This is a genomic window from Planktotalea sp. (genome assembly GCF_050633725.1).
Taxonomy (GTDB): domain Bacteria; phylum Pseudomonadota; class Alphaproteobacteria; order Rhodobacterales; family Rhodobacteraceae; genus Planktotalea.
In genome coordinates this window covers 1-11,639 of sequence record NZ_JBOEHB010000001.1, presented here as the reverse complement: position 1 = coordinate 11,639, position 11,639 = coordinate 1, and the positions used below count along the sequence as shown (strand labels likewise).

At 55.2% G+C, this 11,639-nt stretch carries 12 protein-coding genes; 6 read left to right on the top strand and 6 right to left on the bottom strand.

Annotated elements, in window-relative coordinates:
• Positions 1-48 precede the first annotated feature (48 nt).
• Positions 49-2,340 (top strand): NADP-dependent malic enzyme, encoded by a 2,292-nt coding sequence (locus tag ACRBCU_RS00060; protein ID WP_431363316.1) that lies wholly within the window; start codon positions 49-51, stop codon positions 2,338-2,340.
• A gap of 302 nt (positions 2,341-2,642) precedes the next feature.
• The gene (gene prpE, locus ACRBCU_RS00055; RefSeq protein ID WP_431363315.1) at positions 2,643-4,529 is read left to right on the top strand and encodes a propionate-CoA ligase PrpE; all 1,887 of its coding nucleotides are present in this window, start codon (positions 2,643-2,645) and stop codon (positions 4,527-4,529) included.
• A 186-nt stretch (positions 4,530-4,715) separates the two neighbouring features.
• On the opposite strand, the gene ACRBCU_RS00050 is transcribed toward prpE, so the two are convergent.
• Positions 4,716-5,477 carry an NAD kinase gene (locus ACRBCU_RS00050; RefSeq protein ID WP_431363314.1) on the bottom strand — a complete coding sequence of 254 codons (762 nt, stop codon included), beginning with the start codon at positions 5,475-5,477 and terminating at the stop codon, positions 4,716-4,718.
• A gap of 168 nt (positions 5,478-5,645) precedes the next feature.
• Here ACRBCU_RS00050 and glyA point away from each other — a divergent pair, with 168 nt between their 5' ends.
• Together glyA and ACRBCU_RS00040 are read left to right on the top strand one after the other, a co-directional pair.
• Positions 5,646-6,935 (top strand): serine hydroxymethyltransferase, encoded by a 1,290-nt coding sequence (glyA, locus tag ACRBCU_RS00045; RefSeq protein ID WP_431363313.1) that lies wholly within the window; start codon positions 5,646-5,648, stop codon positions 6,933-6,935.
• A 171-nt stretch (positions 6,936-7,106) separates the two neighbouring features.
• On the top strand, positions 7,107-7,988 hold the full coding sequence (locus tag ACRBCU_RS00040) for a DUF817 domain-containing protein (protein WP_431363312.1): 882 nt from the start codon (positions 7,107-7,109) through the stop codon (positions 7,986-7,988).
• Here the strand turns inward: ACRBCU_RS00040 and ACRBCU_RS00035 are convergent.
• Positions 7,942-8,316, bottom strand: a complete 375-nt coding sequence (locus ACRBCU_RS00035; protein WP_431363311.1) for a hypothetical protein — start codon at positions 8,314-8,316, stop codon at positions 7,942-7,944. The genes ACRBCU_RS00040 and ACRBCU_RS00035 overlap by 47 nt on opposite strands.
• A 99-nt stretch (positions 8,317-8,415) precedes the next feature.
• On the opposite strand from ACRBCU_RS00035, the gene ACRBCU_RS00030 reads away from it, so the two are divergent.
• Positions 8,416-9,183 (top strand): alpha/beta fold hydrolase, encoded by a 768-nt coding sequence (locus tag ACRBCU_RS00030; protein ID WP_431363310.1) that lies wholly within the window; start codon positions 8,416-8,418, stop codon positions 9,181-9,183.
• A 70-nt stretch (positions 9,184-9,253) separates the two neighbouring features.
• Here the strand turns inward: ACRBCU_RS00030 and ACRBCU_RS00025 are convergent, their stop codons facing one another.
• From ACRBCU_RS00025 to ACRBCU_RS00010, 4 genes are all read right to left on the bottom strand, one after another.
• On the bottom strand, positions 9,254-9,439 hold the full coding sequence (locus tag ACRBCU_RS00025; RefSeq protein WP_431363309.1) for a CTP synthetase: 186 nt from the start codon (positions 9,437-9,439) through the stop codon (positions 9,254-9,256).
• Between the two features lie 177 nt (positions 9,440-9,616).
• Positions 9,617-10,495 carry a PhzF family phenazine biosynthesis protein gene (locus ACRBCU_RS00020; protein WP_431363308.1) on the bottom strand — a complete coding sequence of 293 codons (879 nt, stop codon included), beginning with the start codon at positions 10,493-10,495 and terminating at the stop codon, positions 9,617-9,619.
• Positions 10,495-10,722, bottom strand: coding sequence for a DUF1150 family protein (locus ACRBCU_RS00015; RefSeq protein ID WP_431363307.1), 228 nt, complete (start codon positions 10,720-10,722; stop codon positions 10,495-10,497). Before ACRBCU_RS00015 ends, ACRBCU_RS00020 begins: the two co-directional genes overlap by 1 nt.
• A gap of 4 nt (positions 10,723-10,726) precedes the next feature.
• Positions 10,727-11,140 (bottom strand): Hsp20 family protein, encoded by a 414-nt coding sequence (locus tag ACRBCU_RS00010; protein WP_431363306.1) that lies wholly within the window; start codon positions 11,138-11,140, stop codon positions 10,727-10,729.
• 168 nt (positions 11,141-11,308) lie between these two features.
• On the opposite strand from ACRBCU_RS00010, the gene ACRBCU_RS00005 reads away from it, so the two are divergent.
• Positions 11,309-11,533, top strand: a complete 225-nt coding sequence (locus ACRBCU_RS00005) for a YdcH family protein (RefSeq protein WP_431363305.1) — start codon at positions 11,309-11,311, stop codon at positions 11,531-11,533.
• The last annotated feature ends 106 nt before the right edge of the window (positions 11,534-11,639 follow it).

Below are 11,639 nucleotides of genomic sequence, written 5' to 3'. Positions count from 1 at the left end.
TAATGCATCTTAAAGCCGACTGAACAGATATCGATTGAGGAGCGGGCCATGACGGACAAACCAGCAGACATCGCAAAGGAAAACACCCGCAAAGCTGCGCTGGAATATCACGAATTTCCCAAGCCCGGAAAACTGGAAGTTCGCGCAACCAAACCTTTGGCGAATGGGCGTGACCTTGCACGCGCCTACTCCCCCGGCGTTGCGGAAGCTTGCATTGAAATCAGTAAAACCCCTTCAGATGCCTCGCGCTATACTGCACGCGGCAACCTTGTTGCTGTGGTAACGAACGGAACTGCGGTTCTTGGTCTTGGGAATATCGGCCCTCTTGCCTCCAAACCCGTGATGGAAGGCAAAGCTGTCCTGTTCAAACAGTTCGCCGGCATTGACTGCTTTGACATTGAACTTGACGAAACCGATCCTGAAAAGCTTGCCGATATCGTTTGCGCACTGGGTCCGACCTTCGGTGCGATAAACCTTGAAGACATCAAAGCGCCTGATTGCTTTATCGTCGAGGACATCTGCCGCAAACGCATGAACATTCCTGTCTTTCACGACGACCAACATGGCACTGCGATCGTTGTCGGCGCGGCTGCGACCAACGCGATGCACGTCTCGGGCAAGACATTTGAAGACATCAAGATCGTCTCAACAGGTGGCGGCGCGGCAGGGATTGCCTGCCTCAATATGCTGCTTAAGCTTGGGGTGAAGCGCGAAAACGTCTGGCTCTGTGATATTCACGGTCTCGTTTATGAAGGCCGCGAAGTCGATATGAACCCGCAAAAAGCGGCCTATGCCCAAAAGAGCGACCTACGCACTTTGGAAGATGTAATCGAAGGCGCGGACCTCTTTCTGGGCCTCTCAGGTCCAAATGTTCTGAAGCCGGACATGGTCGCGCGCATGCAGGACAAACCGATCATCTTCGCGCTCGCAAACCCCAATCCCGAAATCTCGCCCGCCGATGCGCGCAGCGTTGCACCGGACGCAATCATCGCAACAGGGCGCAGCGATTATCCGAACCAAGTCAACAATGTGCTGTGCTTCCCCTTCATCTTTCGCGGCGCGTTGGATGTCGGCGCAACCGAAATCAATGACGAAATGAAACTCGCCTGCATCGCGGGCATTGCTGAGCTTGCTCGCGCCACCACCAGCGCCGAGGCGGCCGAAGCCTATAAAGGTGAACAGCTCACCTTTGGCGCTGACTACCTAATCCCTAAACCTTTTGATCCACGCCTCTCCGCTGTCGTATCTTCGGCCGTTGCGCAGGCCGCTATGGAAACTGGCGTGGCGACCAAGCCGCTCGAAGATATGGATGCCTACCGCGCGCAACTGAACGCTTCCGTGTTCAAATCTGCGCTTCTGATGCGTCCGGTATTCGAAGCCGCGGCGACCGCGTCCCGCACAATCGTGTTCGCAGAAGGCGAAGACGAACGCGTGCTGCGCTCGACCCAAGCCATCCTTGAAGAAACCACCGAAACGCCAATCCTGATCGGACGCCCTGACGTTATCGCTGCGCGTTGTGAACGCGCGGGCCTTACCATCCGGCCTGAGAAAGACTTCAAGATCGTGAACCCCGAAAACGATCCGCGCTATCGCGACTATTGGGAAACCTATCACGGCATCATGGCGCGGCGCGGCGTGACCCCCGACATCGCCCGCGCGGTGATGCGTACGAATACAACAGCAATTGGCGCTGTCATGGTGCATCGCGGAGAGGCTGACAGCCTGATCTGCGGCACGTTTGGCGAATACCGCTGGCACCTGAATTACGTCACCCAAGTTTTGGGCGACGATACCCATACCCCTCACGGCGCGCTATCGCTTATGATTTTGGAAGATGGGCCGTTGTTCTTGGCCGATACCCATGTTTGGTCCCTGCCCACGCCAGAACAGCTCGCCCAGACCGCAATTGGTGCAGCACGCCACGCAAAACGCTTCGGCATTGAACCACAAGTGGCCTTCTGCTCGCAGTCCCAGTTCGGCAACCAAGCGGAGGGGACAGGAAAACGCCTGCGCGCCGCAATGGCAATTCTAGACGAGATGGAGACCGATTTTGCTTATGAAGGCGAGATGAATGTCGACGCCGCGCTTGACCCTGAATTGCGCAACAGACTGCTTCCCAATGGGCGCTTAAAAGGGTCGGCAAATGTTTTGATTTTCGGACATGCCGATGCCGCTTCAGCAACGCGCAACATCGTAAAAATGAAGGCGGACGGGCTCGAAGTCGGTCCTGTGCTAATGGGCATGGGAAACCGCGCGCATATCGTAACCCCCAGCATTACCGCGCGCGGATTGCTGAACATGGCCGCCGTCGCAGGAACGCCCGTTTCCAAGTACGGATAACATGGGGCGCTTCTGAGCCAAACTTCGGATGCAAAAAGGAATCTGTTGCGCTTAGATCAGCAGGGTAAAACTCAACAACTCGATTCGCCTGAAGCGCTCACAAGGTGCAGTTTGCAATTTTGCAAAACACCAATCAGCTTCTTGCTGGATGGACGATTCCTGCGACTTTGCAAAAATCTGCAAGCGAATATCGCAAATTCTGCAAAGCTATTGCGGCAAACCGCCACCTGAACTGAGTTGCGGCTTGCCCGAAGCGCACTCCACAGCCTAACTCGCGTTCAGCATGAGTTGAGGAGGACCACATGGCCTATAAAGACGTCTATGAAAGCTGCCAAAATGACCCAGAAGCCTTTTGGTTAGAAGCTGCAAAAGCCCTTGATTGGGATGAAGCGCCGAGCAAAGCGCTTACCGACAAAGGCGATGGTCTTTTTGAGTGGTTCGCGGATGCGAAGATCAACACATGCTACAACGCCGTTGACCGCCACGTCGAAAACGGACGCGGCGATCAGGTCGCAATTATTCATGACAGCCCGATCACAGGTACGATCCACAAGATCACCTATAAAGAACTGCTGGATCGCGTGTCTTCCCTCGCTGGAGCGCTGCGCGCCAAAGGCGTCGAAAAAGGTGATCGGGTCATTATCTATATGCCAATGGTTCCCGAAGCGCTCGAAGCCATGCTTGCCTGCTCACGCATCGGCGCAATCCATTCGGTCGTGTTTGGTGGCTTTGCAGCAAATGAATTGGCAGTGCGTATCGACGATGCAACGCCCAAAGCCATTATCGCCGCTTCCTGCGGGCTAGAGCCGAACCGTGTGGTGCATTACAAACCGCTGGTTGATGGCGCGATCGAACTGGCTGAACACAAGCCCGACTTCTGCGTGATTTTCCAGCGCGAACAAGAGGTCGCAAAGCTTGGCGAGCGGGATGTGGATTGGCACGGCTTCCAAGCGGGTGTTGAACCTGCGGACTGTCTCCCTGTTGAGGGCAACCATCCTGCCTATATCCTCTACACCTCTGGCACGACTGGCGCGCCAAAGGGCGTCATCCGCCACACAGGCGGCCATCTGGTCGCGCTGAACTGGACGATGAAGAACATCTACAACGTTGATCCGGGCGATGTGTTCTGGGCCGCGTCAGATGTGGGCTGGGTCGTGGGTCACTCCTACATTTGCTATGCGCCGCTGGTGCACGGGAACACAACAATTGTGTTTGAAGGAAAACCAGTAGGCACGCCTGATGCGGGCACCTTCTGGCGCGTGATCTCGGAGCATAACGTAAAAAGCTTCTTCACCGCGCCTACAGCCTTCCGCGCGGTAAAACGCGAAGACCCCAAGGGCGAATTCGTCAAGAAGTACGACCTGAGCTGCCTGAATGTCGTTTACCTTGCTGGTGAGCGCGCGGACCCTGACACGATTGAATGGGCGCAAACACAGCTGAACGTTCCAGTGATCGATCACTGGTGGCAAACAGAAACCGGCTACGCGATTGCCGCGAACCCGATGGGCATCGAGCAACTGCCAGTAAAACTCGGCAGCCCCTCCGTGCCAATGCCTGGCTTTGACGTGCAAGTGCTCGACGAAGGCGGCCACCAAATGGCCGCTGGCGAACTTGGCGCGATCGCGATCAAACTTCCATTGCCCCCTGGCACGCTGCCAACGCTTTGGAACGCCGAGGACCGTTTCCGCAAAAGCTATCTCACGCAATTTCCTGGTTACTATGAAACTGGCGATGCGGGGATGATCGATGAGGACGGCTATCTCTACATCATGGCGCGTACCGATGACGTGATCAACGTCGCAGGTCACCGTTTGTCCACTGGCGGAATGGAAGAAGTGCTTGCAAGCCATCCCGATGTCGCTGAATGCGCAGTCATTGGCGTGACGGACCAGCTCAAAGGGCAAATGCCCGTTGGTTTCTTGTGCCTAAACGCTGGCGCAGGTCGCGAAGACGCGGATGTCATTGCTGAATGCGTCAAGCTGGTGCGCGAGAAGATCGGCCCGGTTGCGGCGTTCAAACTTGCCGTTGTTGTTGATCGTCTGCCGAAAACCCGTTCTGGTAAAATCCTGCGCGGCACAATGGTTAAAATCGCCGATAGCGAAGACTTCAAAATGCCCGCGACAATCGACGATCCAGTAATCCTCGATGAAATCAAACTCGCGCTTCAAAGCATCGGTTACGCAAAATGACTTCGTCTCACGACGAAGACAGGTCTTGCGAGGGCTAAAGCCCTCGCGGTGAGCCACGCCCAAGGGCGTGGCTCGTTTCAGCTCTAAAAGACAAATGATGCACCTCCATTGCATCCCCTTTCCCAAAATATCCCGGGGAATCTCAGTTTACTGAGATGGGGCAGAGCCCCTTTTTCGGCGCTTCCGTTAGACGAACTGCTCTCGAATGAGCCGTTCCTCCAAACCATGACCGGGATCAAACAAAATGCGATGCGCGATGTCAGGTGCGGATTGAATATCCACGTGCAACACATCCTTGACCGATCGCCCATCCGCATCCGCCATAACGGGGCGCTTCTTTGGGTCAATCACTTCAAAACGAACTTTCGCTGATTTCGGCACAAGTGCGCCGCGCCATCGCCTCGGGCGAAACGCTGCCATCGCGGTTAAAGCCAGCACATCTGCCCCAATCGGTAAAATCGGACCATGTGCCGAATAATTATATGCGGTTGAGCCCGCAGGTGTTGCGAGCAATGCACCGTCGCAGACCAATTCTTGCATCCGCAAACGACCATCAATGTAGATCCGTAGTTTCGCAGCTTGTGGGCCCGCGCGCAAAAGGGACACCTCGTTGATCGCAAGTTCGCTGTGCGTCACGCCATCCGCGTCCAGCGCCTGCATAGATAGCGGATTGATCACCTCTTCCTCGGCCTGCGCCAACCGCTCTTGCAGATCAGATTCGCTATACTCGTTCATCAAAAACCCGATGGTCCCCCTGTTCATTCCATAAACAGGCGCGGGCAATTCTTGAGTGCCATGCAAGACCGACAGCATAAAACCGTCTCCGCCCAGCGCGACAATCACATCGGCCGCCTCTTTGTCACAATTACCGTAACGGGTCACCAAAGCGCCGCGCGCGGCTTGCGCCGTTGCTGTATCACTGGCCAAAAAGGCGATCTTGAGAGTCATCAAATGTTTCCTGTGCGAAACCTATGTCCCCGAAACAATCACATGTTTCGTCCAGCCGCCAGTCATGGCGCGGCAAATAGGTGTTTCGTCGCATATGACGCTTGAGCTTAGCGATGTTTCCTTTAGGAAATGCGTCGACTCATGTCCTTGTTTCGTTGGAGAGACCCTATGACCACCACCAAGAGCGACTTTTTCACGCAATCCCTATCCGAGCGCGATCCTGAAATTTTTGGCTCGATCACGTCCGAACTTGGTCGCCAACGCGACGAGATCGAATTGATCGCGTCTGAAAACATCGTGTCTGCCGCCGTGATGGAAGCGCAGGGATCTGTGATGACCAACAAATACGCAGAAGGCTACCCGGGCCGCCGCTACTATGGCGGATGTCAGCATGTCGATGTTGCAGAGAACCTCGCGATTGAACGTGCAAAACAATTGTTCGCCTGTGACTTCGCAAATGTTCAGCCAAACTCAGGCAGCCAAGCGAACCAAGGCGTGTTCCAAGCGCTCTTGCAGCCGGGCGATACGATCCTCGGCATGTCTCTTGATGCGGGTGGACACCTCACACATGGCGCAAAGCCGAACCAGTCCGGCAAATGGTTCAACGCAGTGCAATACGGTGTGCGCAAGCAGGACAACCTGCTGGACTATGATCAGGTTGAAGCGCTCGCAAAAGAGCATCATCCAAAGATGATCATCGCTGGTGGCTCGGCCATTCCGCGCCAGATTGATTTCAAACGCATGCGCGAAATTGCTGACATGGTTGGCGCATATCTTCACGTCGATATGGCGCATTTCGCAGGTCTCGTGGCAGCAGGCGAGCACCCATCACCCTTCCCACATGCGCATGTTGCAACGACAACGACGCACAAAACACTGCGCGGCCCACGCGGCGGGATGATCCTGACCAATGACGAAGCTCTGGCTAAGAAAATCAACTCAGCGATTTTCCCCGGCATCCAAGGCGGTCCTTTGATGCACGTCATCGCGGCCAAGGCGGTCGCCTTTGGCGAAGCGCTGCGTCCAGAGTTCAAAGACTATATCAAACAGGTTGTTATCAACGCGCAAGCGCTCAGCGATCAACTGATCAAAGGGGGCCTTGATACAGTCACGCACGGCACAGACACGCATGTCGTGCTTGTGGACCTGCGCCCGAAAGGCGTGACAGGCAATATCGTCGACAAAGCTCTGGGCCGCGCCCATATCACCTGCAACAAAAACGGCGTTCCGTTTGATCCTGAAAAGCCAACAGTGACGTCTGGCATTCGCCTCGGCTCGCCCGCGGGCACGACGCGCGGCTTTGGCGAGGCCGAGTTCCGCCAGATTGCGGATTGGATCATCGAAGTCGTTGATGGCCTTGCGGCGAATGGCGCTGAGGGCAACGCAGATGTCGAAGCGAAAGTACGCAGCGAAGTCGCCGCGCTTTGCGCGCGCTTCCCGCTTTATCCGAACCTGTAACAACGGGCGGTGCGTGCAAAGCACACACCTTACCGCCCAAACAAACCGTAGGGTGCGTGATTTCACGCACCCTTTTTTGACATCCTTTACCGTTACTGCCCCGCATCGCCCCTCGCAAAGCCCGAGATGGAACGATTGCCAATATTCGCAAGCCTGTGTCACTAAGGCAGAATGAGCAGTAACCACACCACCCGCCATATCGAACGTCGCCTTGGCGATAGCATGCGCCGTCACCTGCCAAGGCCAATCGCTGAACTTGTCATGTTCACACTCAAGCAAGGCTGGGCCTGCCTATTTGGCGCGCTCATGCTCGCAGGGCTGATCCTGTCCGACGCCATTTGGCAGGACACTTGGGCGCTCAAACGATATGATGCGCTGGTGATCTATGCGATTGCTTTGCAAGCGCTTTTCCTGATCTTCAAACTGGAAACCCTTGCCGAAGCCCGCGTGATCCTGTTGTTCCACCTCACAGGCACCGCGATGGAAATATTCAAGGTCAACGCAGGCAGTTGGGCTTACCCCGAACCTGCGTTGCTAAAGCTCTGGGGCGTTCCGTTGTTCTCCGGCTTTATGTATGCCTCCGTCGGCTCATTCATGGCGCGGGTCATTCGCATTTTCGATATGCGCTTTGCACCCTACCCCCCGCTCTGGATGACCTTTGCACTCGGCGCTGCAATCTATTTGAACTTCTTCAGCCATCACTACATCTGGGATGCGCGCTATGTTTTGTTCGCGGCGACCCTCGTTCTGTTTTTACGCACACGCATTTGGTTCCGCGTCGCTGAAACAGACTATTGGATGCCCTTGCCGCTCGCGGCCTTTCTGACCAGCTTCTTTCTCTGGCTCGCCGAAAATGTGGGAACGGGAACAGGGACTTGGATCTATGCAGGCACAGACGGGCTCAGCCTCGTGAGCTTTGCAAAACTCGGCTCTTGGTATCTGCTGCTCTATGTCAGCTTTGTCACCGTAACATTAGTGATGCGCGACGCGCTAATTTCAGCGCCACTTACAAAAGGCCGCGCCACCACATCAGACCCACAACAAGCGCAATAACCGCCAACACATTTAGCGCCTGCGTTCCCAGCATCGCCAAGATCATATCCGTGCGGCGCTCTTTTGGATCAATCTTTTCCAGATGCGCATGCAGGGTTTGCTCGGCCGCATCGACAGCGCCATGATCCACCATCCGCGCGAGCTTTGGATGGGCGGAATGAACCTTTGCTTCGCCCAAAACTTGCGCGGCCCGGTGCGCTTCGCGTGGCAGTCGCCGGCCAGCGGATTTCATCGCACGCGGCAAATCTTTCGATCTCACACCAAGCCGCGTCCGCAAGGCAGCCAGCGCTTTTTGCTCGATCGCTGTGAAATCTAACTCGCGTTGCATTTTGCTCTCCTTGGCACGCGCAAACCTTAGCTGCACGCGACGCGGTGCTCAAGCAGTCGCATCTGGTCACGCATCAAATTTCGCGATACGCCTGCCGCCATGCTTAACTATCTTACCTATGGCACCGATACATCCCGCCCGCCCCTGATGATCGTGCACGGGCTTTTCGGCTCTGCACGCAATTGGAACGTCATCGCGCGGCGCATGTCCGAGACCCGCACCGTCATCGCGCCTGATATGCGCAATCATGGCAGCAGTTTTTGGGCAGACACCCACAGCTATCTCGATATGGCGAGCGATCTTAGCGATTTGATTGCTGCGCAGGGCGGCGTTGTCGATATGGTTGGACATTCTATGGGCGGCAAAGCTGCGATGACCCTGGCCCTTACCCAACCAGAACAAGTCGCTCGTTTGCTCGTCGCGGACATCGCGCCCGTCGCCTACAGCCATTCGCAGCAGCAATTCATCGACGCAATGCGCGCAGTTGATTTGTCCCAAGTCACACGCCGCGCCGATGCGATCGCCCAACTCGCGCAGAATATTGATGACACGACACTGCAATCCTTTTTCACGCAATCCTTGAACGTAAAAGAACAACGCTGGCTCTATAATCTGAACACGCTGGAACGGGACATGCCGTTAATTCTGGGCTTCCCTGACATCAAGGGCACCTACGATGGGCTAACTTTGTTCCTATCAGGTGCCAACTCGGACTACGTCCTACCCAGCCACCGTCCCAAGATCAGCTCGCATTTTACCAACGCCAAATTCGCAAAAATTCAAAACGCAGGCCATTGGCTGCACGCGGAACAACCGCGTGCGTTCGAGGCCTCTTTGCGCGCATTCTTAGAGTACAAGAACACGTAAAACAGTGGCGGTGGCACTGGCCTTCCTCCCAAACCGCGCACGCCGCCACTGGCCCACCTCAGTGGGAACCCTAATTGTTATCAACGATCGCTTTAGCAACGAGATAAGTCGCTGGGATCGCCGCCAACCCGCCAAGCGCCGCAGCCACCAGCAAGGGTTGAAGGGTGTCGTATCCCATGGTCAACGCAGCCACCATAAAACTACCCGCCAGCGTTGTCGCAATGAGCGAAAAAAGCATACCTGCAAGCCGTGTCATCCGAGTCTCCTAGGTTTAGTGAACTATTGAGAGCATGATAACGAGCAAGGGCAAAACCCACTTTGATCCGTGTCAGTTTCGATGAAAAATTGCCAACGTTCACAATCACGCACAGGCAAACAAGGACGGCAAAGCCCAACTCTAGCAGAACCAAGCGGCAAAACTCTTGCCGAGCGGCTACAAATGCAGCGTGCCGCTGATCAAAATGTGGCCATTGCCTGACACCTCGACGCCTTCAATGGCATCGCGCGTGCCAAGCACACGCACATTTGCGCGCCCCGGGCGGCCCATCAAATGGCCCTGCTCCGCAACAAATTCAGGTGTTTCAATCAGATTGTGATGCCACAGATAGCTCGCCATCGCCCCTGTTGCAGAGCCAGTAAATGCATCTTCGGCAGGGCTTGGCGGCATCAACAAAAGGCGCGAAAACGTATCTCCGCCCTCGGTAAAACCGCCGAGCGAGGTGATAAACGGCTCCATCACATCAGCGCCTTCAGGACCAAGCGTTTCATTCATCGCTTGCAGAGCCTTCGCGTTTAGCTGCGCGCGGCGCAGGGCAGCTTGATCGCGAAGCGGCACAATAATGAAGGGCAATCCAGTTGAAACCAGTTGCGGCGCCGCCAGCAAGTCGCCAGCGTCAACACCAATCGCAGCAGCCGCTAAGGTTTTATCAACGACAGGTCCAAACTTCGGCGCGATTTGGCGCATGCTCACACGTTTGCCGTCATCGCTCAGCGTGACGGGTATAATCCCAGCAAGCGTTTCAAGCGTTAGATCACCTACGCCAATCGTGCCGGCCGCATGGGCGGCAATGACGGAGGCAACTGTTGGATGACCCGCAAAAGGAATTTCGCGGCTCGCCAAAAAATATCGGACCCGCAAATCGGCAACGTCTGACGGGCCTAAAAAGGTGCACTCAACCAATGATGTCTCGCGCACAAAAGACGTGCAGGTTTCATCATCCAAATGGGCCGCGCCGTGCACAACAGCGCAGCCGTTCCCGCCAAAAGGTCGATCCGTAAACGCATCGACCCAATGGCAAGCAAAATCGCTCACTAGTGTACCGTTACAGGCGCATAGTCATTCTGGCGCGCCAGAACAAAAGCCATGTCGCGATCAGCAACAATCGCCAAACGCTCTCCCGATTCACTATGCACGGCATAAAGCGTTTCCATACCGCTTACTTGCTCTTGAACATCTGCGGGCAATTCTGCCGCTTCGACGGGGCGCACATATACGATACGCGCGTCTTTTACTTTCGCAAAATCATATGGGTCGGTCATTGGTTTACCCTTTCTTGATTGAAATCGTTTGAACAACAGCATCAGGACGTGCGCGGGTGAGATCGACGTGAAGCAGCCCGTTTTCCATCTGCGCCTCTCCAACCTCGACACCATCGGCAAGCACGAAACTGCGTTGGAACTGGCGCGCAGCGATTCCCCGATGCAGGAACAATCGCCCTTCGCTATCGTCGGTTTGCCGCCCTCTGATCACCAGATGGCGATCCTCTACCGTTATGGCCAGATCGTCTTCGCCAAACCCCGCCACTGCAAGCGTAATGCGATAAGAGCGGTCGGTCGTTTGTTCAATGTTATAAGGAGGATATCCTTCGTTACCGGATTTCGCGGTGCGTTCCACCAGACGTTCCAGTTGCTCAAAACCCAGCATATGCGGGTACGAGCCAAGCGTTAGTTTCGTCATAGGGTCTTGTCCTTCGAATAAAGCGACAGTCCAAAGGTGCGATCCCGTTACGGCAATCGCGGCTCCTTTGAATATGGGAAGCAAATGCGTGCCTTGCAAGGGCTATGCGTTCGCAGCATATCTCGGTATAGAGAAACCTCTGCACCAAAGGCCGAGCTGAGTTAACAAATGAATGAGCCAACAGATATTTCGATGAAAACCAATGAGGTTTTACGAGTTGAACTCGAAGTTCTCCGTCGTGAACACCGTGATCTGGATGAGTCGATTCATGCTCTCGCTGCCAAAGGAACCGCGGATCAACTCATGATGCAGCGCCTTAAGCGCAACAAACTGCGTCTAAAGGACCAAATCGCTCGAATAGAAGACCGATTGACCCCGGACATTATTGCCTAAGAGACGCATCTGGCTATAGTCCAGCGCTCACGAATAAGGGTGATAGATCATGGCAAACATCGAAGTAGGAATCATCATGGGAAGCCAGTCCGACTGGCCGACAATG

Bases quoted from the DNA above. Each gene is read 5' to 3' on its own strand.
- ACRBCU_RS00025 (WP_431363309.1), bottom strand. From the start codon at position 9,439: ATGACACGGCTTGCAGGTATGCTTTTTTCGCTCATTGCGACAACGCTG.
- ACRBCU_RS00015 (WP_431363307.1), bottom strand. From the start codon at position 10,722: ATGACCGACCCATATGATTTTGCGAAAGTAAAAGACGCGCGTATCGTA.
- ACRBCU_RS00040 (WP_431363312.1), top strand. From the start codon at position 7,107: ATGAGCAGTAACCACACCACCCGCCATATCGAACGTCGCCTTGGCGAT.
- ACRBCU_RS00035 (WP_431363311.1), bottom strand. From the start codon at position 8,316: ATGCAACGCGAGTTAGATTTCACAGCGATCGAGCAAAAAGCGCTGGCT.
- ACRBCU_RS00030 (WP_431363310.1), top strand. From the start codon at position 8,416: ATGCTTAACTATCTTACCTATGGCACCGATACATCCCGCCCGCCCCTG.
- glyA (WP_431363313.1), top strand. From the start codon at position 5,646: ATGACCACCACCAAGAGCGACTTTTTCACGCAATCCCTATCCGAGCGC.
- ACRBCU_RS00050 (WP_431363314.1), bottom strand. From the start codon at position 5,477: ATGACTCTCAAGATCGCCTTTTTGGCCAGTGATACAGCAACGGCGCAA.
- prpE (WP_431363315.1), top strand. From the start codon at position 2,643: ATGGCCTATAAAGACGTCTATGAAAGCTGCCAAAATGACCCAGAAGCC.
- ACRBCU_RS00060 (WP_431363316.1), top strand. From the start codon at position 49: ATGACGGACAAACCAGCAGACATCGCAAAGGAAAACACCCGCAAAGCT.
- ACRBCU_RS00010 (WP_431363306.1), bottom strand. From the start codon at position 11,140: ATGACGAAACTAACGCTTGGCTCGTACCCGCATATGCTGGGTTTTGAG.
- ACRBCU_RS00005 (WP_431363305.1), top strand. From the start codon at position 11,309: ATGAATGAGCCAACAGATATTTCGATGAAAACCAATGAGGTTTTACGA.